This window comes from Streptomyces sp. PU-14G (assembly GCF_041028275.1).
GTDB lineage: Bacteria > Actinomycetota > Actinomycetes > Streptomycetales > Streptomycetaceae > Streptomyces.
This window is the reverse complement of the sequence record NZ_JASKYT010000070.1, coordinates 1-22,539: the sequence shown is the minus strand read 5'-3', so window position 1 is coordinate 22,539 and position 22,539 is coordinate 1. Positions and strand designations below refer to the sequence as shown.

Genomic DNA, 22,539 nt, shown 5'->3' with positions numbered 1-22,539 from the left:
GCGCCAGAGCGATACCCGAAAGCGTGAGCGGGCCGGGGCGCCGTGCCCCGGCCCGCTCACGCGAGGTGCTCGACGCGGCGCGCGTCAGTCGCGCGCCTCCGCCAGCAGCTTCTGGATCCGGGAGACGCCCTCCACCAGGTCGTCGTCGCCCAGCGCGTAGGAGAGCCGCAGATAGCCGGGGGTGCCGAACGCCTCGCCCGGGACGACCGCCACCTCCACCTCCTCCAGGATCAGCGCGGCCAGCTCGACCGAGGTGGCCGGGCGCTTGCCGCGGATCTCCTTGCCCAGCAGGGCCTTCACCGACGGGTAGGCGTAGAAGGCGCCCTCCGGCTCGGGGCAGACCACGCCGTCGATCTCGTTGAGCATCCGCACGATGGTGCGGCGGCGGCGGTCGAAGGCGGTGCGCATCTCGGCGACGGCCTCCAGGTCGCCGGAGACGGCGGCCAGCGCGGCGGCCTGCGAGACGTTGCTGACGTTGGAGGTGGCGTGCGACTGGAGGTTCGTCGCGGCCTTGACCACGTCCTGCGGGCCGACGACCCAGCCCACGCGCCAGCCCGTCATGGCGTACGTCTTGGCCACGCCGTTGACGATCACGCACTTGTCGCGCAGCTCGGGCACCACCACGGGCAGCGACGAGAACTCCGCGTCCCCGTAGACCAGGTGCTCGTAGATCTCGTCGGTCAGCACCCACAGCCCGTGCTCCAGCGCCCAGCGGCCGATCTCCTCGACCTGGGCGCGCGGGTAGACGGCGCCGGTCGGGTTGGACGGCGAGACGAACAGCACGACCTTCGTCTTCTCGGTGCGCGCGGCCTCCAACTGCTCGACGCTCACCCGGTATCCGGTCGTCTCGTCCGCGGTGACCTCGACCGGGACGCCGCCCGCCAGCCGGATCGACTCCGGGTAGGTCGTCCAGTACGGGGCGGGCACGATGACCTCGTCGCCCGGGTCGAGCAGCGCGGCGAACGCCTGGTAGATCGCCTGCTTGCCGCCGTTGGTGACCAGGACCTGCGACGCCTCGATCCGGTACCCGGAGTCGCGGAGCGTCTTGTCGGCGATGGCGGACTTCAGTTCGGGGAGTCCGCCCGCGGGGGAGTAGCGGTGGTTCTTCGGGTCGCGCGCGGCGGCCACGGCGGCCTCGACGATGTAGTCGGGCGTGGGGAAGTCGGGCTCGCCGGCGCCGAACCCGATCACCGGGCGCCCGGCGGCCTTCAGCGCCTTGGCCTTGGCGTCCACGGCCAGCGTGGCCGACTCGGAGATCGCGCTGATACGCGCCGACAGGCGGCGCTCGGACGGTGGCTGTGCAGGGGGAGTCGCTGCGGTCATACAGGGCATGTTCCCAGACCCGCCGGGCCCGCGGCACAGGGGTTTGGCGGCGGAACCAGCGGCTCACGCCGACGGCGGGGCGGATCGTGTTCGACGCCGGGACGCTGAGCACGTACACTCACACGTCGTTGGCCTTCGACCTTTCGATCACAGCGCGTTGTCGGTACACACGCCGTGCGACCGTGTGGATGCGGTAGGTTGAGGGAAACAGCAAAGGGTCGTAGCTCAATTGGTAGAGCACTGGTCTCCAAAACCAGCGGTTGGGGGTTCGAGTCCCTCCGGCCCTGCTACACACACGTCGCCAAGGTGTGTGCGTGCGTACGTGTTGCAGCGACTGAATGCACTGACATTGCACCGCCGTGCGGCCGGGCCGGACGCCGCAGGGCAACGACCCGGATCAGGTGAGGACGAGTGACGGAGATCACGGATACCACCGAGGTCCCCGAGCCCGGAGGGTCGTCCGAGGGCAAGAAGCCCCGTAAGGGCGGAAAGCGGGCGAAGAAGGGGCCTCTGGCCCGCCTCGCCCTCTTCTACCGGCAGATCGTCGCGGAGCTTCGCAAGGTCGTCTGGCCGACGCGGCAGCAGCTCTCCACGTACACGAGCGTGGTGATCGTCTTTGTCGTCATCATCATCGCCCTGGTGTTCGTGATTGACTATGGGCTGACCGAAGTCATGAAACACGTCTTCGGCTGACCACCCGCGCGAAGCCCCCTCCGCGGGGCTTTCCGCATGTTCGACCCCTTGAAGTCAGGAAGAAGCAGCCACCGTGTCTGAGCCGAACATGAACGATGCCGTCGAGCCCGAAGCGGGTGACGACACGGCGCGCGACATCGTCGAGGCGGCGGACAGCAGCGTCGACCGGGCGGAAGCCGCCGAGGCCGCTGCCGGTGAGCCCGCCGAGGAGGCCGCCGTCCGGCGCGAGGACGACGGCGCGGCCGTGAGCGCCGACGACGAGACCGCGGCTGAGGACGAGACCGCGGCGGAGGCCGCCGGGGACGTCGCCGCCGAGGGCGCCGAAGCTTCCGAGGACGCCGAAGCGGCCGAGGACGAGGCCGCCGCGGGCCAGGAGGCTGCCGAGGCCGCCGCGGAGGAGAGCGTCGACCCGGTCGCCCAGCTCCGCGAGGAGCTGCGCTTCCTGCCGGGTGACTGGTACGTCATCCACACCTACGCGGGCTACGAGAAGCGCGTGAAGGCCAACCTGGAGCAGCGCGCCGTCTCGCTGAACGTCGAGGACTTCATCTACCAGGCCGAGGTGCCCGAGGAAGAGATCGTCCAGATCAAGAACGGCGAGCGGAAGAACGTCCGGCAGAACAAGCTGCCCGGCTACGTGCTCGTCCGGATGGATCTGACGAACGAGTCCTGGGGCGTCGTGCGCAACACCCCGGGTGTCACCGGCTTCGTCGGCAACGCCTACGACCCCTACCCGCTCACCCTCGACGAGATCGTCAAGATGCTCGCCCCCGAGGCCGAGGAGAAGGCCGCCAAGGCCGCCGCGGCCGACGAGGAGGGCAAGCCCGCGGGCACGCCGGGCCGCAAGGTCGAGGTCCAGGTGCTCGACTTCGAGGTGGGCGACTCGGTCACCGTCACCGACGGCCCGTTCGCCACCCTGCAGGCGACGATCAACGAGATCAACGCCGACTCGAAGAAGGTCAAGGGCCTCGTCGAGATCTTCGGCCGCGAGACCCCGGTCGAGCTGAGCTTCGACCAGATCCAGAAGAACTGACCGTCGGCCCGCCTCGCGGGCCGGTGGAAAAACCAGCTTCCGGACAGGTCAGGAAGGGCGCTCAAGCCCTTCCTGACCTGCTCGGTTTCGAGCCGCGGAACGGTACCGGCTATCGTTGTGCGGTATGCCTCCGCCCGGGTGAAGGGCGGAGGGATGAATCACTCTCACCAGGACCCGGAGAGAAGCATGCCTCCCAAGAAGAAGAAGGTCGCGGGGCTGATCAAGCTCCAGATCCAGGCCGGCGCCGCCAACCCGGCTCCGCCGGTCGGCCCGGCGCTGGGTCAGCACGGCGTCAACATCATGGAGTTCTGCAAGGCGTACAACGCCGCGACCGAGTCGCAGCGCGGCTGGGTCATCCCGGTGGAGATCACGGTCTACGAGGACCGCTCCTTCACCTTCATCACCAAGACCCCGCCGGCCGCGAAGATGATCCTCAAGGCCGCGGGCGTGGAGAAGGGCTCCGGCACTCCGCACACCACCAAGGTCGCCAAGATCACCCGCGACCAGGTGCGCGAGATCGCCACCACCAAGATGCCCGACCTCAACGCCAACGACCTGGACCAGGCGGAGAAGATCATCGCCGGTACCGCCCGTTCCATGGGCGTTACGGTCGAGGGCTGACCCCCACCCTTTCCTCCCCGTGGCAGGGCCAGGCGCTGGCCCGCACCACGACTCCATACCGTCAGGAGCAGCAGTGAAGCGCAGCAAGACCCTCCGCGCGGCGGACGAGAAGATCGACAGGACGCGCCAGTACGCGCCCCTGGAGGCGGTCCGTCTCGCCAAGGAGACCTCCACCCAGAAGTTCGACGCGACCGTCGAGGTCGCCATGCGCCTGGGCGTCGACCCGCGCAAGGCCGACCAGATGGTCCGCGGCACCGTCAACCTCCCGCACGGCACCGGTAAGACCGCCCGGGTCCTGGTCTTCGCGACCGGCGACCGTGCTGCGGCGGCGGAGGCCGCGGGTGCCGACATCGTCGGCTCCGACGAACTGATCGAGGAGGTCGCCGGCGGCCGGCTCGACTTCGACGCCGTCGTCGCGACCCCGGACCTGATGGGCAAGGTCGGCCGCCTCGGCCGCGTGCTCGGTCCGCGTGGTCTGATGCCGAACCCGAAGACCGGCACCGTCACCCCGGATGTCGCCAAGGCCGTCACCGACATCAAGGGCGGCAAGATCGAGTTCCGCGTCGACAAGCACGCCAACCTGCACTTCATCATCGGCAAGGCGTCCTTCGGCGAGCAGCAGCTCGTGGAGAACTACGCCGCTGCCCTGGAGGAGATCAGCAGGCTGAAGCCCGCGGCGGCGAAGGGCCGGTACATCAAGAAGGCCTCCTTCACCACCACGATGGGCCCGGGCATCCCGGTCGACCCGAACCGCACCCGCAACCTCCTCGTCGAGGAGGACCCGGCCGCGGTCTGATCCACGGCCGGCCCGCAGGCGCCGCAGCACAGGCCGGTGCCCGCCCCTCACCACAGGGGCGGGCACCGGCCTTCGCCGTTGCCCGGCCGCCCCGCGGCCCGGCCGCCCCGTTGCCCGGCCGCTCCGCAGCCCGGGCGCCCCGTTGCCCGGGCGCCCCGAGGTCCGGCCGCTCCGCGGCCCGGGCGCCCCGAGGTCCGGCCGCCCCGCTGCCCCGCCGCCCCGCGGTCCGGTGAGCTGAGGGGCGGAACCCGTCCCGCCACCCCGGCCGTCTCTGCCGTTGCATAAGGTTCCGGTAAAGAGCGGGCCCCAGGGGCCCGCGCACAGACGAACAGGGGGAGTTCCATGCGCAGCACGCGGATAGCGGCCGTGGCGGCGGGCGTCGCATTGATGACGGGCCTGACGGCCTGCGGCAGCGAGAAGGCCGGTGGTGGGGGCGGGGACGACGCGAAGGGCGGCGGCTCGGCTGTGCAGGGCGCCCTGGCGGCGCTGAAGAAGGCCTCGACGGCCACCGAGAAGCAGAACTCCGCGAAGGCCAGCGGGGTGCAGAAGCAGAGCGCTGTGCCGGGGAAGACGCTGGAGGTCAAGACGGAGGGCGCCTTTGACTGGTCCTCCGGCGGCATTCAGGGCGAGGCGCAGGTGACCGTCGCCGGACAGCAGTCCGAGGTCCGGTACCTGTCCGACGGGATGTACATGAAGTCGGCGAAGCAGACCGGCGGCAAGCCGTGGTCGAAGATCGACTACGACGAGCTCGCCAAGCAGGGCCCCTCCGGCGCGCTGATGAAGGACCAGGCGCAGAACAACAACCCGGCCCGCTCCGTGCAGCTGCTGCTGGCGAGCGGCAAGGTCAAGGCCATGGGCGAGGAGACCGTGCGCGGCAAGAAGACCACGCACTACACCGGCACTCTCACCCTCTCCGAGTTGGTGCGGATGCAGTCCAAGGACCTGTCGGAGTCGGACAAGAAGGCGCTGGAGAAGCAGTTCAAGCAGGCCGGCCTGGAGAAGGAGAAGATCGATCTGTGGATCGATGAGGACGACCTGCTGGTCAAGAAGCGCGAGGTGGCCAAGACCGCGAAGGGCACCGGGTCCGACGGCACGGTCTACTACTCGGACTACGGCACCGAGGTCGACGTCCAGGCTCCGCCGGCCTCCCAGGTGAGCAGCCAGGGACCGGGCGCGGGCGCGGCCCGCAGCTGACGGGAAACCGCCGCAGAGGCCCGCGGGCCCGGGAGGCCGGATTTGGTGCTCCCGGGCCCGTTCGCGTACTCTCGTGGCGAAGCCAAAGACCGCTGGTCGTCGTCGTGCGCGCTCAGAGCGCCGATGGCCGAAGGATCCGCTCGCTGCGGACGGCCCGCGCAGGTGAGATGAGGAACACACTCCCGACGTGCCGTGTGCCTGTCGGTCGAGTCGACGCCCCATGCGCCTGCGCTGGGGCGTTTGTCGTGTTCAGCCCCTTCCGAGCGGTCCTCATCACCGGAAGGAGGCCGAGGCTCATGGCGAGGGAACAGGTCGCGCCTGACAAGATCGCAGCCGTCGACGAGATCACGAACAAGTTCCGTGACTCGAACGCCGCTGTGGTCACCGCGTACACCGGACTCTCCGTGGCCCAGCTCAAGCAGCTGCGCCGTGCGCTCGGTGACAACGCTCAGTACCGTGTGGTGAAGAACACGCTGACCAAGATCGCGGCCAACGAGGCCGGGATCAACGAGCTGGACGAGTTCCTGACGGGCTCTTCGGCTGTCGCCTTCGTGACCGGTGACCCGGTCGAGGCGGCGAAGGGTCTTCGTGACTTCGCCAAGGAGAACCCCGCCCTCGTGATCAAGGGCGGCATCGTCGACGGTGCCCTGTACGCCGCCGACGACCTGAACAAGCTCGCGGACGTCGAGTCCCGCGAGGTGCTGCTCGCCAAGCTGGCCGGTGGCATGAAGGCGTCCATGGCCAAGGCCGCGGCGACCTTCCAGGCCCCGCTCTCGAAGTTCGTCCGTACCGCGGACGCGCTTCGCAGCAAGGTCGAAGAGCAGGGCGGTGCCGACACCACGGCTCCCGCCGAGGCCGAGGCCGAGTAATCCGTACCGCCCCCGACGGGGGCACCGGAGACGCTCCGCACTCGGTCGCAGCGGGCCGTAAGCCCGCCGACATATCGATACGGCACCAGCCGACTAAGTGGAAGGACCCGCAACCATGGCGAAGCTCAGCCAGGACGAACTGCTCGCCCAGTTCGAGGAGATGACCCTCATCGAGCTCTCGGACTTCGTGAAGAAGTTCGAGGAGAAGTTCGACGTCGAGGCCGCCGCCCCGGCCGCCGCCGTCGTGCAGGCCCCGGCGCAGGGTGGTGGCGGCGAGGCCGCCGCCGAGGAGCAGGACGAGTTCGACGTCATCCTGACCGGTGCCGGCGACAAGAAGATCCAGGTCATCAAGGTCGTGCGTGAGCTGACCTCGCTGGGTCTGAAGGAGGCCAAGGAGCTCGTGGACGGCACCCCGAAGCCGGTCCTCGAGAAGGTCGCCAAGGACGCCGCCGACAAGGCCAAGGAGTCCCTCGAGGGCGCAGGCGCCTCGGTCGAGGTCAAGTGACCCACGGCTCGGCGCGCCTGGGGCGCGGCGAGTCATCGCGGTACACGGTCCGCCACCCTGCGGGGGGAGCGGGCAAACGGAGGGCGATCACCCAGACGGGTGGTCGCCCTTCGGCGTTGCCGGACGGTCGCACCGTGTGCCGGTGGTGGCGGGTATGGTGATCTTCGTTGCTCCTGGGGGCCTTGACGAACGGCACGCAGCGCGCAATTCTCGGGACGCGTCGTCACACTGATCCGGTTTCCGAGGCATGGATCGAGGACGAAGCGGGAAGTGTTGCGGCAGGCACGCAGCACCGCAGCCGAGCAGATCCGTCCCGGCGAATCGAGGCCGCCGGGGGCGGGGGCGGAACGAGAAGAACAATCAACAGGAGGTGGAGACCGGGGCGTGAGCCGGTTTCCTGTCATCCGTATTGGACATCAGTGGGTCATGTGGCTACACTGACCCTTTGCGCTGCCTATTAGCTGCCCCCTGCCCGTCACCAGGGGTGCCGGTATGCGTGTAGAGAGTCCGAGCCCTCGGAAGGACCCCCTCTTGGCCGCCTCGCGCACTGCCTCGACTGCCAATTCGAACAACGGCGCCAGCACTGCCCCGCTGCGTATCTCTTTTGCGAAGATCAAGGAACCGCTGGAGGTTCCGAACCTTCTCGCGCTCCAGACCGAGAGCTTCGACTGGCTGCTCGGCAACGACGCCTGGAAGGGACGCGTCGAGGCTGCGCTGGACAGTGGACAGGATGTTCCCACCAAGTCCGGTCTGGAGGAGATCTTCGAGGAGATCTCCCCGATCGAGGACTTCTCCGGGTCGATGTCGCTGACGTTCCGCGACCACCGCTTCGAGCCCCCGAAGAACTCCATCGACGAGTGCAAGGAGCGCGACTTCACCTACGCCGCGCCGCTCTTCGTCACGGCGGAGTTCACCAACAACGAAACCGGTGAGATCAAGTCCCAGACGGTCTTCATGGGCGACTTCCCGCTCATGACCGACAAGGGCACCTTCGTGATCAACGGCACCGAGCGTGTCGTCGTCACGCAGCTCGTCCGCTCGCCGGGCGCCTACTTCGACAGCTCCATCGACAAGACGTCCGACAAGGACATCTACTCCGCCAAGATCATCCCGTCCCGGGGTGCCTGGCTGGAGATGGAGGTCGACAAGCGCGACATGGTCGGTGTGCGCATCGACCGCAAGCGCAAGCAGTCCGTCACCGTGCTGCTCAAGGCGCTCGGGTGGACGAACGAGCAGATTCTTGAGGAGTTCGGCCAGTACGAGTCGATGCGCGCCACCCTGGAGAAGGACCACACCCAGGGTCAGGACGACGCGCTGCTCGACATCTACCGCAAGCTGCGCCCGGGCGAGCCGCCGACGCGCGAGGCCGCGCAGACGCTGCTGGAGAACCTCTACTTCAACCCGAAGCGCTACGACCTGGCCAAGGTCGGCCGGTACAAGATCAACAAGAAGCTCGGTGGCGAGGAGCCGCTGAACTCCGGCGTGCTGACCAGCGCCGACATCATCGCCACGATCAAGTACCTGGTGAAGCTGCACGCCGGTGAGACCGAGTCGACCTCCGCCGAGGGCGACACGATCATCATCGAGACCGACGACATCGACCACTTCGGCAACCGCCGTCTGCGCAACGTCGGCGAGCTGATCCAAAACCAGGTCCGTACCGGTCTCGCCCGTATGGAGCGCGTCGTCCGCGAGCGGATGACCACGCAGGACGTCGAGGCGATCACGCCGCAGACGCTGATCAACATCCGGCCGGTCGTCGCCTCCATCAAGGAGTTCTTCGGCACCAGCCAGCTCTCGCAGTTCATGGACCAGACGAACCCGATCTCGGGTCTCACCCACAAGCGCCGCCTCAACGCGCTGGGTCCGGGTGGTCTGAGCCGTGAGCGGGCCGGCTTCGAGGTCCGTGACGTGCACCCCTCGCACTACGGCCGGATGTGCCCGATCGAGACGCCGGAAGGCCCGAACATCGGTCTGATCGGCTCGCTCGCCTCCTACGGCCGCGTGAACGCGTTCGGTTTCGTCGAGACGCCGTACCGCAAGGTGGTCGACGGTGTCGTCAGCGACGAGGTGCACTACCTCACCGCCGACGAGGAGGACCGCTTCGTGATCGCCCAGGCGAACGCACCCCTCAGCGAGGAGATGCGCTTCGCCGAGGACCGGGTGCTCGTCCGCCGCCGTGGCGGCGAGGTCGACCTGATCCCGGGCGACGACGTGGACTACATGGACGTCTCGCCGCGCCAGATGGTGTCGGTCGCGACCGCCATGATCCCCTTCCTGGAGCACGACGACGCCAACCGCGCCCTGATGGGCTCGAACATGATGCGGCAGGCCGTGCCGCTCATCAAGGCCGAGTCGCCGCTGGTGGGCACCGGCATGGAGTACCGCTGCGCGGTCGACGCCGGCGACGTCATCAAGGCCGAGAAGGACGGTGTCGTCCAGGAGGTCTCCGCCGACTACGTCACGGTGGCCAACGACGACGGCACCTACACCACCTACCGCGTCGCCAAGTTCACCCGCTCCAACCAGGGCACCTCCTTCAACCAGAAGGTGCTGGTGGACGAGGGCGCCCGCGTCATCGAGGGCCAGGTGCTGGCCGACGGCCCGTCCACCGACGAGGGTGAGATGGCGCTCGGCAAGAACCTGCTCGTGGCGTTCATGCCGTGGGAGGGCTACAACTACGAGGACGCGATCATCCTCAGCCAGCGTCTGGTGCAGGACGACGTCCTCTCCTCGATCCACATCGAGGAGCACGAGGTCGACGCCCGTGACACCAAGCTGGGCCCCGAGGAGATCACCCGGGACATCCCGAACGTCTCCGAGGAGGTCCTGGCCGACCTCGACGAGCGCGGCATCATCCGCATCGGTGCCGAGGTCGAGGCGGGCGACATCCTGGTCGGCAAGGTCACCCCGAAGGGCGAGACCGAGCTGACCCCCGAGGAGCGGCTGCTGCGCGCGATCTTCGGTGAGAAGGCGCGCGAGGTCCGCGACACCTCGCTGAAGGTGCCGCACGGCGAGACCGGCAAGGTCATCGGCGTCCGCGTCTTCGACCGCGAGGAGGGCGACGAGCTGCCGCCGGGCGTCAACCAGCTGGTGCGCGTCTACGTCGCGCAGAAGCGCAAGATCACCGACGGTGACAAGCTCGCGGGCCGGCACGGCAACAAGGGCGTCATCTCCAAGATCCTGCCGGTCGAGGACATGCCGTTCCTGGAGGACGGCACCCCGGTCGACATCATCCTCAACCCGCTGGGTGTCCCCTCCCGGATGAACCCGGGCCAGGTCCTGGAGATCCACCTCGGCTGGCTGGCCTCCCAGGGCTGGAAGGTCGAGGGCTCCGAGGAGTGGATGGAGCGTCTGAAGGCGATCGGCGCGGACGAGGTGGCGCCGAAGACCAACGTGGCGACGCCGGTCTTCGACGGTGCCCGCGAGGACGAGATCGCCGGTCTGTTCGAGTCCACGATGCCCAACCGCGACGGTGACCGCATGGTCCAGCCGTCCGGCAAGGCGCAGCTGTTCGACGGCCGCTCCGGGGAGCCGTTCCCGGACCCGATCTCCGTCGGCTACATGTACATCCTCAAGCTGCACCACCTGGTCGACGACAAGCTGCACGCCCGCTCGACCGGCCCGTACAGCATGATCACCCAGCAGCCGCTGGGTGGTAAGGCCCAGTTCGGTGGCCAGCGCTTCGGTGAGATGGAGGTGTGGGCTCTGGAGGCGTACGGCGCCGCGTACGCGCTGCAGGAGCTGCTCACCATCAAGTCCGACGACGTGACCGGACGTGTGAAGGTCTACGAGGCCATCGTCAAGGGCGAGAACATCCCCGAGCCGGGTATCCCCGAGTCCTTCAAGGTGCTCATCAAGGAGATGCAGTCGCTCTGCCTCAACGTCGAGGTGCTGTCCTCGGACGGCATGTCGATCGAGATGCGCGACACCGACGAGGACGTCTTCCGCGCGGCGGAGGAGCTCGGAATCGACCTGTCCCGGCGCGAGCCGAGCAGCGTCGAAGAGGTCTGACGGAGTCGGCCGGGGCGCCCGCCCGCGTCCCGGCCCTCCCCGCGACCCCGTTCAGACCATGAACCTGCCCCTGTACCGCCGCGGCGGGGGGCACGACCCTGAGAGGGATTGACGAGAGTGCTCGACGTCAACTTCTTCGACGAACTGCGAATCGGCCTGGCCACCGCTGACGACATCCGTCAGTGGTCGCACGGCGAGGTCAAGAAGCCGGAGACCATCAACTACCGCACCCTCAAGCCCGAGAAGGACGGACTCTTCTGCGAGAAGATCTTCGGTCCGACCCGGGACTGGGAGTGCTACTGCGGGAAGTACAAGCGCGTCCGCTTCAAGGGCATCATCTGTGAGCGCTGCGGCGTCGAGGTGACCCGCGCCAAGGTGCGCCGTGAGCGGATGGGTCACATCGAGCTGGCGGCGCCCGTCACGCACATCTGGTACTTCAAGGGCGTGCCGTCCCGCCTGGGCTACCTGCTCGACCTGGCGCCCAAGGACCTGGAGAAGGTCATCTACTTCGCGGCGTACATGATCACGTACGTCGACGAGGAGCGCCGCACCCGCGACCTGCCCTCCCTGGAGGCGCACGTCGGCGTGGAGCGCCAGCAGATCGAGCAGCGCCGCGACGCGGACCTCGAGGCCCGCGCCAAGAAGCAGGAAGGCGACCTGGCCGAGCTGGAGGCCGAGGGCGCCAAGGCGGACGTGCGCCGCAAGGTGCGCGAGGGCGCCGAGCGCGAGATGAAGCAGATCCGCGACCGCGCCCAGCGCGAGATCGACCGCCTGGACGAGGTGTGGTCCCGCTTCAAGAACCTGAAGGTCCAGGACCTGGAGGGCGACGAGCTGCTCTACCGCGAGCTGCGCGACCGCTTCGGGACCTACTTCGACGGCTCCATGGGCGCCGCTGCCCTGCAGAAGCGCCTGGAGACGTTCGACCTGGACGAGGAGGCGGAGAAGCTCCGTGAGGTGATCCGCACCGGCAAGGGCCAGAAGAAGACCCGTGCCCTGAAGCGGCTCAAGGTCGTCTCCGCGTTCCTGCAGACCAGCAACAGCCCCAAGGGCATGGTGCTGGACTGCGTGCCGGTCATCCCGCCGGACCTGCGTCCGATGGTGCAGCTGGACGGTGGCCGCTTCGCGACCTCCGACCTGAACGACCTGTACCGCCGCGTCATCAACCGCAACAACCGGCTGAAGCGTCTGCTCGACCTCGGTGCGCCCGAGATCATCGTGAACAACGAGAAGCGGATGCTCCAGGAGGCCGTCGACGCGCTGTTCGACAACGGCCGGCGCGGCCGTCCGGTCACCGGGCCCGGCAACCGTCCGCTCAAGTCGCTGTCCGACATGCTCAAGGGCAAGCAGGGCCGCTTCCGGCAGAACCTGCTCGGCAAGCGTGTCGACTACTCGGCGCGTTCGGTCATCGTCGTCGGCCCGCAGCTCAAGCTGCACCAGTGCGGTCTGCCCAAGGCGATGGCGCTGGAGCTGTTCAAGCCGTTCGTGATGAAGCGCCTGGTCGACCTGAACCACGCGCAGAACATCAAGAGCGCCAAGCGGATGGTCGAGCGCGGTCGCACGGTCGTCTACGACGTGCTGGAAGAGGTCATCGCCGAGCACCCGGTGCTGCTGAACCGTGCGCCGACGCTGCACCGCCTGGGCATCCAGGCCTTCGAGCCGCAGCTGGTCGAGGGCAAGGCCATTCAGATCCACCCGCTCGTGTGCACCGCGTTCAACGCGGACTTCGACGGTGACCAGATGGCCGTGCACCTGCCGCTGTCCGCGGAGGCGCAGGCCGAGGCCCGCATCCTGATGCTGTCCTCGAACAACATCCTCAAGCCGGCCGACGGCCGTCCCGTGACGATGCCGACGCAGGACATGGTCCTGGGTCTGTTCTTCCTCACCACGGACGAGGAGCAGCGCGTCACCAAGGGCGACGGGCGGTCGTTCAACTCCACCGCGGAAGCGGTCATGGCGTTCGACGCCGGGGAGCTGTCGCTCCAGGCGAAGATCGACATCCGGTTCCCGGTCGGCACCACGCCGCCGCTGGGCTGGACCCCGCCGGTGCCCGAGGAGGGCGCCGAGGGCGAGTTCGCCGCCGAGTGGCAGCCGGGTGACCCGTTCCGGCTGCACACCACCCTGGGCCGTGCGCTCTTCAACGAGCTGCTGCCCGAGGAGTACCCGTACGTCGAGTACACGGTGGGCAAGAAGCAGCTCTCCCAGATCGTCAACGACCTGGCCGAGCGCTACCCGAAGGTGACCGTCGCCGCGGCGCTGGACAACCTGAAGTCGGCCGGTTACTTCTGGGCGACCCGCTCGGGTGTGACGATCGCGATCTCGGACGTCGTCGTCCCGGACGCCAAGCCGGAGATCATCGCCGGTTACGAGGCGCAGGACGAGAAGGTCCAGAAGCAGTACGAGCGCGGTCTGATCACCAAGGACGAGCGCACGCAGGAGCTCATCGCGATCTGGACCAAGGCGACGAACGACGTCTCCGAGGCGATGAACGAGAACTTCCCGAAGACGAACCCGATCTTCATGATGGTGGACTCGGGCGCCCGAGGGAACATGATGCAGATGCGTCAGATCGCCGGTATGCGCGGTCTGGTGTCGAACGCGAAGAACGAGACCATCCCGCGGCCCATCAAGGCGTCGTTCCGTGAGGGTCTCTCCGTGCTGGAGTACTTCATCTCCACGCACGGTGCCCGCAAGGGTCTCGCCGACACCGCCCTGCGTACCGCGGACTCGGGTTACCTCACCCGTCGTCTGGTCGACGTCTCCCAGGACGTGATCATCCGCGAGGAGGACTGCGGCACCGAGCGCGGCCTCAAGCTGTCGATCGCCTCCAAGGGCTCCGACGGCGTGCTGCGCAAGGCCGAGGACGCCGAGACCAGCGTGTACGCGCGCTGCCTCGCCGAGGACATCGTCGTCGACGGCATGGTGCTGGCCCCGGCCGGCACCGACCTGGGCGACGTGCTCATCGACGAGCTGGTCCGGCACGGTGTGGAGACCGTCAAGACGCGGTCCATCCTCACCTGCGAGTCCCAGGTGGGCACCTGCGCCATGTGCTACGGCCGCTCGCTGGCCACCGGCAAGCTGGTGGACATCGGCGAGGCCGTCGGCATCATCGCCGCCCAGTCCATCGGTGAGCCCGGCACCCAGCTGACGATGCGTACCTTCCACACCGGTGGTGTGGCGGGTGACGACATCACGCAGGGTCTGCCGCGTGTCGTCGAGCTGTTCGAGGCCCGTACGCCCAAGGGCGTGGCGCCGATCTCCGAGTCGGCGGGCCGCTGCCGCATCGAGGAGACGGAGAAGACCAAGAAGGTCGTCGTCACCCCGGACGACGGCTCGGACGAGACCTCCTACAGCGTCTCCAAGCGCGCCCGCCTGCTGGTGGGCGAGGGCGACCACGTCTCCGTCGGCCAGAAGCTGACCGTCGGTACGGAGAACCCGCACGACGTGCTCCGTATCCTCGGCCAGCGCGCGGTGCAGGTGCACCTGGTGGGCGAGGTCCAGAAGGTCTACAACTCGCAGGGTGTGTCGATCCACGACAAGCACATCGAGATCATCATCCGGCAGATGCTGCGCCGTGTGACGATCATCGAGTCCGGCGACGCCGAGCTGCTGCCCGGCGAGCTGGTGGAGCGCACCAAGTTCGAGGGCGAGAACCGGCGCGTGGTCCAGGAGGGCGGCTCCCCGGCCTCCGGCCGTCCGCAGCTGATGGGCATCACCAAGGCCTCGCTGGCCACGGAGTCCTGGCTGTCGGCGGCGTCCTTCCAGGAGACGACCAGGGTCCTGACCGACGCGGCGATCAACGCCAAGTCGGACTCCCTGATCGGCCTCAAGGAGAACGTCATCATCGGTAAGCTCATCCCGGCCGGTACGGGCCTGTCCCGCTACCGCAACATCCGGGTCGAGCCGACCGAGGAGGCGAAGGCCGCGATGTACTCGGCCGTCGGTTACGACGACATCGACTACTCGCCCTTCGGCACCGGTTCGGGCCAGGCGGTCCCGCTGGAGGACTACGACTACGGTCCGTACAACGCGTAAGGCGCGGGCCGGCTGGTGAAGCCGGCCGAGCGGGCGCACACGGGGCGGTCACCGGGGACGGTGGCCGCCCCGTCGCGTATCCGAGTGCGGGGTGAACCGGTCGCAGGCGGCCGGCGTCATGGATGATGGAGGGACTGCAAGCGAGCTGGGAGGTGGGGGCCAGTGGCGTTCGGACCGTGGAATCCCGAGGGCGTGCCGAGCCGGGGGGAGCAGCAGGTGGGTGCGATGCGCGCGTCGCACACGGACCGGGAACGGGCGATCGACGTCCTGAAGGCCGGGTTCAGCGAGGGCCGACTGGGCCAGGCCGAGTACGAGCAGCGGCTGACGAGGGCCTCGCAGGCGCAGACGTACGCCGAGTTGCAGATGCTGCTGGCGGATCTGCCGCAGGGGCCCGTCCCGATGCCGCCCGCGCCGCAGCCGCCCCCGGCGTACCAGCCGGTGCCGCGCACCTTCCTGCCGGCGCCGCCGCCACCGAGGACGAACGGCATGGCCATCGGGGCGTTGGTGTGCGGCATCCTCACCCCGATGTACGGGATCACGGCTCTGCCCGCGGTGATCCTGGGGCACCTGGCAAAGGCGCAGATCCGCAGGTCGGGGGAGGAGGGCTCCGGTTTCGCGACGGCGGGCCTGGTGCTGGGCTGGCTGGCCATCGGGTTCACCCTGGCGATCATCCTGGCGGTGGTGGCCTCGGTCTGAGGCCCGCCCGCAGTCCTTGGGCGGGTCGGCTCGGCACGCGGGGCGGGGCGTTTGCCGAGGCGCTCTTCTTCTCGCAGGTCGGGGAGGCTATGGTGGCCGGTCGCTGTTGTTTTGACCCAGGCCGGTGAGGTAGGTACCCTCGTTCTCTGTGCCTGGGGTGTCCCCTGCGCAGTTGTCCTCCGCGAGAGCGGGCCAGGGCCGCGCGGCCGGTGACACCGGGATCTGCATGCTTCTCACCACGGAGAAGTCTTCCGCCCTCAGCGGATATCTGCAGTCTTCGACACACCCGACCTCGTGGGTCGGGGTGTGGCCCAGGTTAGCTTTATCGAGATCGGCACACAGAAACCGGAGAAACGGTGCCTACGATCCAGCAGCTGGTCCGGAAGGGCCGGCAGGACAAGGTCGAGAAGAACAAGACGCCCGCGCTCGAGGGTTCGCCCCAGCGCCGTGGCGTCTGCACGCGCGTGTTCACGACCACCCCGAAGAAGCCGAACTCGGCCCTGCGTAAGGTCGCCCGTGTGCGCCTGACCAGCGGGATCGAGGTCACCGCCTACATTCCGGGTGAGGGCCACAACCTGCAGGAGCACTCCATCGTGCTCGTGCGCGGTGGCCGTGTGAAGGACCTGCCGGGTGTTCGCTACAAGATCATCCGCGGCTCCCTCGACACGCAGGGCGTCAAGAACCGCAAGCAGGCTCGCAGCCGCTACGGCGCCAAGAAGGAGAAGTAAGAATGCCTCGTAAGGGCCCTGCCCCGAAGCGCCCGGTCATCATCGACCCGGTCTACGGCTCTCCTCTGGTGACCTCCCTCATCAACAAGGTGCTGCTGAACGGCAAGCGCTCCACCGCGGAGCGCATCGTCTACGGCGCCATGGAGGGGCTGCGCGAGAAGACCGGCAACGACCCGGTCATCACCCTCAAGCGCGCGCTGGAGAACGTGAAGCCGACCCTCGAGGTCCGCTCCCGCCGCGTCGGTGGCGCCACCTACCAGGTTCCGGTCGAGGTCCGCCCCGGCCGTTCCTCCACGCTCGCGCTGCGCTGGATCGTGGGTTACTCCCGCGCCCGCCGCGAGAAGACCATGACCGAACGCCTCATGAACGAGCTGCTCGACGCCTCGAACGGCCTCGGCGCCGCCGTCAAGAAGCGTGAGGACACGCACAAGATGGCCGAGTCCAACAAGGCCTTCGCGCACTACCGCTGGTAGTCGCTTCCCCCATCGAGACCGAGAGAAGACTGAAGCCTTATGGCTACCACTTCACTTGACCTGGCCAAGGTCCGCAACATCGGGATCATGGCCCACATCGACGCGGGCAAGACGACGACCACCGAGCGGATCCTCTTCTACACCGGTCGCAGCTACAAGATCGGTGAGGTCCACGACGGCGCTGCCACGATGGACTGGATGGAGCAGGAGCAGGAGCGCGGCATCACCATCACGAGCGCCGCGACGACCACTCACTGGCCGCTCAACGGCGTCGACCACACCATCAACATCATCGACACCCCGGGCCACGTCGACTTCACCGTCGAGGTGGAGCGTGCGCTGCGCGTGCTCGACGGCGCGGTCACGGTGTTCGACGGTGTGGCGGGTGTGGAGCCGCAGTCCGAGACGGTCTGGCGGCAGGCCGACCGCTACGGCGTTCCGCGCATCTGCTTCGTCAACAAGCTCGACCGCACCGGCGCCGAGTTCCACCGCTGCGTCGACATGATCAGCGACCGCCTGGGTGCGGTGCCGCTGGTCATGCAGCTGCCGATCGGCACCGAGTCGGACTTCCGGGGCGTCGTCGACCTGGTGTCGATGAAGGCCCTGGTCTGGTCGCCCGAGGCCAAGATGGGCGAGATGTACGACACCGTCGACATCCCGGACACCCACGCCGAGGCGGCCGACGAGTGGCGCGGCAAGCTGCTCGAGGCCGTCGCGGAGAACGACGAGGAGATGATGGAGCTGTACCTGGAGGGCGAGGAGCCCTCCGAGGAGCAGCTCATGGCGGCGATCCGCCGGGTCACGCTGGCCTCCACGGGCGCCGAGGGCACCATCACGGTCACCCCGGTGTTCTGCGGTACCGCGTTCAAGAACAAGGGCGTGCAGCCCCTGCTCGACGCGATCGCCCGCTACCTGCCGTCGCCGCTGGACGTCGAGGCCATCGAGGGTCACAGCCCGAAGGACTCCGACGAGGTCATCAAGCGCCGTCCGTCCGAGGACGAGCCGATGTCCGCGCTCGCGTTCAAGATCGCCAGTGACCCGCACCTGGGCAAGCTGACCTTCATCCGCGTCTACTCGGGCCGGATCCAGACCGGTTCCCAGGTGACGAACTCGATCAAGGGCCGCAAGGAGCGCATCGGCAAGATCTACCGGATGCACTCCAACAAGCGGGAGGAGATCGAGTCGGTGGGTGCCGGCGACATCGTCGCCGTCATGGGTCTGAAGCAGACCACCACCGGTGAGACCCTCTGCGACGCGGGCAACCCGGTCATCCTGGAGTCGATGGACTTCCCGGCCCCGGTCATCGAGGTCGCCATCGAGCCCAAGTCCAAGGGCGACCAGGAGAAGCTGGGCGTCGCGATCCAGCGGCTGGCCGAGGAGGACCCGTCCTTCCAGGTCAAGACCAACGAGGACACCGGCCAGACGATCATCGCGGGTATGGGCGAGCTGCACCTCGACGTGCTGGTCGACCGTATGAAGCGCGAGTTCAAGGTCGAGGCCAACGTCGGTAAGCCGCAGGTGGCCTACCGCGAGTCGCTCCGCAAGAAGGTCGACAAGGTCGATTTCACCCACAAGAAGCAGACCGGTGGTTCCGGTCAGTTCGCGAAGGTGCAGATCGCTGTCGAGCCGCTTGAGGGCGACGGCTACGAGTTCGTCAACCAGGTCACCGGTGGCCGCATCCCGCGGGAGTACATCCCGTCCGTGGACGCGGGCTGCCAGGAGGCCATGGAGTTCGGCGTGCTGGCGGGCTACCCGCTGACCGGCGTCCGCGTGACGCTGCTCGACGGTGCCTTCCACGACGTCGACTCCTCCGAGATGGCGTTCAAGATCGCCGGTTCCATGGCGTTCAAGGAAGCCGCTCGGAAGGCGAGCCCGGCCCTGCTCGAGCCGCTGATGAAGGTCGAGGTGACCACGCCCGAGGACTACATGGGCGACGTCATCGGCGACATCAACTCGCGGCGCGGCCAGGTCCAGTCGATGGACGACCGCGGCAACGCGAAGCTCGTCACCGGCCTGGTACCGCTGTCGGAGATGTTCGGCTACGTCGGAGACCTGCGCAGCAAGACCTCCGGTCGTGCGACGTACTCCATGCAGTTCGACTCCTACGGTGAGGTTCCCAAGAACGTCGCCGAGGAGGTCATCGCGAAGGCCAAGGGCGAGTAACGCACTCGCCCGGGGCGGGCTGGACTTTCGAGCTCACCCCTTAGGCTGGAGCAAAGGCATTCGGGGCACTCCGGTACATAACCGCTCGGACCGCTTGGTCACTGTGCGGTCGTGCCGGGGGAGCCCCGTCCGCCGGCCCACCCAAGCGAACAGGTCAAGGGCATCCCCCTCGGGGTCCTGACCGGTTCGGTACGACCACCTGAGACCCTCCGCAAAGTGTGGAGGGTGTACAGCACCAGTCCACAGGAGGACCCCAGTGGCGAAGGCGAAGTTCGAGCGGACTAAGCCGCACGTCAACATCGGCACCATCGGTCACATCGACCACGGCAAGACCACTCTTACCGCGGCGATCACCAAGGTGCTGCACGACGCGTACCCGGACCTCAACGAGGCTTCGGCGTTCGAGAACATCGACAAGGCGCCCGAAGAGCGCCAGCGCGGTATCACCATCTCCATCGCGCACGTCGAGTACCAGACGGAGAACCGTCACTACGCCCACGTCGACTGCCCGGGTCACGCGGACTACATCAAGAACATGATCACCGGTGCCGCCCAGATGGACGGCGCCATCCTCGTGGTCGCCGCCACCGACGGCCCGATGCCGCAGACCAAGGAGCACGTGCTCCTGGCCCGCCAGGTCGGCGTTCCGTACATCGTCGTCGCCCTGAACAAGGCCGACATGGTGGACGACGAGGAGATCATGGAGCTCGTCGAGCTCGAGGTCCGTGAGCTGCTCTCCGAGTACGAGTTCCCGGGCGACGAGGTTCCGGTCGTCAAGGTCTCCGCGCTCAAGGCTCTCGAGGGCGACAAGGAGTGGGGCGAGGCCATCGTCAAGCTCATGTCGGCCGTCGACGAGGCCATCCCGGCCCCGGAGCGCGACACCGACAAGCCGTTCCTGATGCCGATCGAGGACGTCTTCACCATCACCGGTCGCGGTACGGTCGTCACCGGCCGTATCGAGCGCGGTGTGCTGAAGGTCAACGAGAACGTCGACATCATCGGCATCAAGGACACCAAGACCTCGACCACGGTCACCGGCATCGAGATGTTCCGGAAGCTGCTGGACGAGGGCCAGGCCGGTGAGAACGTCGGTCTGCTGCTTCGCGGTATCAAGCGCGAGGACGTCGAGCGCGGCCAGGTCATCATCAAGCCGGGCTCGGTCACCCCGCACACCGAGTTCGAGGCCCAGGCCTACATCCTGTCGAAGGACGAGGGTGGCCGCCACACCCCGTTCTTCAACAACTACCGCCCGCAGTTCTACTTCCGCACCACCGACGTGACCGGCGTCGTGACCCTCCCCGAGGGCACCGAGATGGTCATGCCGGGCGACAACACCGAGATGAGCGTCCAGCTCATCCAGCCCGTCGCCATGGAAGAGGGCCTCAAGTTCGCCATCCGTGAGGGTGGCCGGACCGTGGGCGCCGGCCAGGTCACCAAGATCCTCAAGTGACCTCGCTGCGTTGAGCACCCTCTCGCGGGGTGCTCGGCGCACGGCCTCGAAAGAGGGCCCGTACGGCTTCGTGCCGTACGGGCCCTCTTTCGTGTGCGGGGCCGGGCCAGCCTCCCGTGTGCGGGCCGGGGTCGGCGGGTCAGGGGTAGGAGACCACCGTGGACGGCGTCGTCGTGTCGCCCGAGGTGGGCGAGCCGGTGTCGTTGATGACCCGCTCGTACTGGCCCTTGCCGCCGAGCGAGACGACCAGCAGGTCGTGGAAGGTCACACCAGGGGTGTCCGGCGCGGCGAACCCGTGGTGCTGCACGATCGTCGGGTCGACGTTGTAGAAGCAGTAGCTGCCCAGCCCCCACCCCTCGTGCTCCGTCACCTCGTCGCCGACCCGGTAGGCCGCGAAGCCCTTGGTCGAGCCGTTCTGGATGGCGGCCTGGTTCGGCGCGTCGTAGGCCTTCTCGTTCTGGAAGAAGATCGTGCGCCCGCGCTCGCCGAACCACTGGACGTCGTACTTGTTGAAGTGCTCGACGAACAGACCCGTGGCCAGCACGTCGTCGCCGTTCACCACGACGCCGTAGTCGGCACGGTTGGTCTCCCAGCCGACCCCGTCCCCGTGGTCGGCCCGCCACACCCAGGTGTGGTCGATGATCGTGTGGCGGCTGTTGACGACGATGCTGGTGGTCGCCTTGCCCGGGCCCGCCCCGCCGATCCGCACGAACACGTCCTGGACGGTGATCGGGTCCGCGGCATGGTCCGCGGAGGCTCCCTCTGGTCCGACCTGGAGCAGCGTGGCGGAGTTGTCGGGCCCCGCGTCGATGAGGAAGCCCGCCAGCCGCACACCGTCGACGTCGGCCACCTCCATCGCCGCCGCGCCGCCCGCGGGGATGAGCGTGGCGTACCCGAGGCCGAGCACGACCGTGCCGGCACGGTCGACCCTGACCGGCTCGTCGAGGCGGTAGACGCCCGGCGTCAGCAGCAGGTGCAGACCCTGGGCGAGCGCCTGGTTGAGGGTGGCCGCCGCGTCCGAGGGCTTGGCCACATAGAACTCCGACAGCGGCAGCGAGGTCCCGCGCGGTGTGCCGTTGCCCCAGGTCACGCCGCGCGCGTTGGTCCGCTTCTCCGGCAGGAAGACCCGGTAGGCGTCCCCGTCGAGGTAGAGGAACGGCTTCTCGCGCGACACCGGCGTGGTCTCCAGCGTGGTGTACGGCGGATCGGGGAAGCTCTGCGCGGGCGCCCCCTCAACGCCGGAGAAGACCATGTTCCACACCGCGTTGAGCCAGCCGCCGACCGCGCTGTCCCGGGTGTACCACTGCTGCTGCGAGTACGGCCCGACCTCGCCGTCGATCCGGCTGTCCGCGATGTAGCCGCCGCTCGCCCAGCCGTAGCCGTCGGGGGCCAGGTTCAACCCGCCGCGTACGTGCATCCGCCGGAACGGCGCCGCCTGGGAGACGGCCCACCTGTTGGTGCCGCTGACGGGGATGAGGGCGAGGTTCTCCGCCGAGCGCCAGAAGTTCTGGGTGGCGTTCCCGTCGAACCATCCTGCGTCCACGGTGACGTCGCCGTCGATCGTCGTGTCGTCCGGGGACAGACCGAGGCCCGCGATGGAGGTGTAGAAGCCGAGTTGGGCGTTGAGCCCGCTGTAGGTGCCCGGCTTGAACAGCAGCGCGTAGCGGCCTTCGCCGAACTGCGCCGACTCCTGCTGCGCGAAGATCTCGTCCAGCGTGGCCTGGATGCCGGCGGTCGAGGGATCGAAGACGATGACGTTGGGGCCGAGGTCGCCGCCGCCCGGCAGGTCCTTCGCGTCCCGCGGCGTGTCGCGGGCGGGGGCGGCCGACGCGGGTGCCGTCGGGCCGAGCAGGGCCGGGGCTGCCGCGCTCGCCGCGACCGCGCCGACCGCGGCGGCGCCGAGGACGGTGCGGCGGCCGGGGGTTCGGCGCTCGGGGGTGTCGTGTCCCGAG

The 22,539-nt window shown here is 68.2% G+C and carries 16 protein-coding genes and 1 tRNA gene; 15 read left to right on the top strand and 2 right to left on the bottom strand.

Features of this window, described 5'->3' with window-relative positions:
- Window positions 1–84 precede the first annotated feature (84 nt).
- The gene (locus AB8Z75_RS11490) at window positions 85–1,323 is read right to left on the bottom strand and encodes a pyridoxal phosphate-dependent aminotransferase (protein WP_369201375.1); all 1,239 of its coding nucleotides are present in this window, start codon (window positions 1,321–1,323) and stop codon (window positions 85–87) included.
- A gap of 214 nt (window positions 1,324–1,537) precedes the next feature.
- On the opposite strand from AB8Z75_RS11490, the gene AB8Z75_RS11485 reads away from it, so the two are divergent.
- The 15 genes from AB8Z75_RS11485 to tuf all read left to right on the top strand — a co-directional run bounded on the left by AB8Z75_RS11485 (window position 1,538) and on the right by tuf (window position 20,587).
- Window positions 1,538–1,610 (top strand) — tRNA-Trp (locus AB8Z75_RS11485).
- A gap of 124 nt (window positions 1,611–1,734) precedes the next feature.
- Window positions 1,735–2,016, top strand: a complete 282-nt coding sequence (secE, locus tag AB8Z75_RS11480; RefSeq protein ID WP_114018869.1) for a preprotein translocase subunit SecE — start codon at window positions 1,735–1,737, stop codon at window positions 2,014–2,016.
- Between the two features lie 73 nt (window positions 2,017–2,089).
- On the top strand, window positions 2,090–3,046 hold the full coding sequence (gene nusG, locus AB8Z75_RS11475) for a transcription termination/antitermination protein NusG (protein ID WP_369201374.1): 957 nt from the start codon (window positions 2,090–2,092) through the stop codon (window positions 3,044–3,046).
- A gap of 186 nt (window positions 3,047–3,232) precedes the next feature.
- Window positions 3,233–3,667, top strand: coding sequence for a 50S ribosomal protein L11 (gene rplK / locus AB8Z75_RS11470; protein ID WP_114018871.1), 435 nt, complete (start codon window positions 3,233–3,235; stop codon window positions 3,665–3,667).
- Between the two features lie 73 nt (window positions 3,668–3,740).
- Window positions 3,741–4,463: a 50S ribosomal protein L1 gene (gene rplA / locus AB8Z75_RS11465; protein WP_242753351.1), complete on the top strand. Its 723-nt coding sequence runs from the start codon at window positions 3,741–3,743 to the stop codon at window positions 4,461–4,463.
- A gap of 342 nt (window positions 4,464–4,805) precedes the next feature.
- The gene (locus AB8Z75_RS11460) at window positions 4,806–5,657 is read left to right on the top strand and encodes a hypothetical protein (protein WP_369201373.1); all 852 of its coding nucleotides are present in this window, start codon (window positions 4,806–4,808) and stop codon (window positions 5,655–5,657) included.
- A gap of 296 nt (window positions 5,658–5,953) precedes the next feature.
- Window positions 5,954–6,526, top strand: coding sequence for a 50S ribosomal protein L10 (rplJ, locus tag AB8Z75_RS11455; RefSeq protein ID WP_114023500.1), 573 nt, complete (start codon window positions 5,954–5,956; stop codon window positions 6,524–6,526).
- Window positions 6,527–6,641: 115 nt separating this feature from the next.
- Window positions 6,642–7,031, top strand: a complete 390-nt coding sequence (gene rplL / locus AB8Z75_RS11450; RefSeq protein WP_369201372.1) for a 50S ribosomal protein L7/L12 — start codon at window positions 6,642–6,644, stop codon at window positions 7,029–7,031.
- A 531-nt stretch (window positions 7,032–7,562) separates the two neighbouring features.
- Window positions 7,563–11,045, top strand: a complete 3,483-nt coding sequence (gene rpoB / locus AB8Z75_RS11445) for a DNA-directed RNA polymerase subunit beta (protein WP_369201371.1) — start codon at window positions 7,563–7,565, stop codon at window positions 11,043–11,045.
- Between the two features lie 117 nt (window positions 11,046–11,162).
- On the top strand, window positions 11,163–15,077 hold the full coding sequence (locus AB8Z75_RS11440; RefSeq protein ID WP_369201370.1) for a DNA-directed RNA polymerase subunit beta': 3,915 nt from the start codon (window positions 11,163–11,165) through the stop codon (window positions 15,075–15,077).
- A 225-nt stretch (window positions 15,078–15,302) separates the two neighbouring features.
- Window positions 15,303–15,773 carry a DUF1707 and DUF4190 domain-containing protein gene (locus AB8Z75_RS11435; protein ID WP_369201369.1) on the top strand — a complete coding sequence of 157 codons (471 nt, stop codon included), beginning with the start codon at window positions 15,303–15,305 and terminating at the stop codon, window positions 15,771–15,773.
- A 356-nt stretch (window positions 15,774–16,129) separates the two neighbouring features.
- A complete protein-coding gene (rpsL, locus tag AB8Z75_RS11430) occupies window positions 16,130–16,501 on the top strand; it encodes a 30S ribosomal protein S12 (protein ID WP_003948652.1) in 372 nt (123 codons plus the stop codon).
- Window positions 16,502–16,503: 2 nt separating this feature from the next.
- Window positions 16,504–16,974 (top strand): 30S ribosomal protein S7, encoded by a 471-nt coding sequence (gene rpsG, locus AB8Z75_RS11425; RefSeq protein WP_019354980.1) that lies wholly within the window; start codon window positions 16,504–16,506, stop codon window positions 16,972–16,974.
- A gap of 39 nt (window positions 16,975–17,013) precedes the next feature.
- The gene (gene fusA, locus AB8Z75_RS11420) at window positions 17,014–19,137 is read left to right on the top strand and encodes an elongation factor G (protein WP_369201368.1); all 2,124 of its coding nucleotides are present in this window, start codon (window positions 17,014–17,016) and stop codon (window positions 19,135–19,137) included.
- Between the two features lie 256 nt (window positions 19,138–19,393).
- Window positions 19,394–20,587 carry an elongation factor Tu gene (tuf, locus tag AB8Z75_RS11415; RefSeq protein WP_242753366.1) on the top strand — a complete coding sequence of 398 codons (1,194 nt, stop codon included), beginning with the start codon at window positions 19,394–19,396 and terminating at the stop codon, window positions 20,585–20,587.
- A gap of 139 nt (window positions 20,588–20,726) precedes the next feature.
- Here tuf and AB8Z75_RS11410 read toward each other — a convergent pair.
- Window positions 20,727–22,539 (bottom strand): coagulation factor 5/8 type domain-containing protein (locus AB8Z75_RS11410; RefSeq protein WP_369201367.1); only part of this gene is annotated, 1,813 nt, incomplete at its 5' end.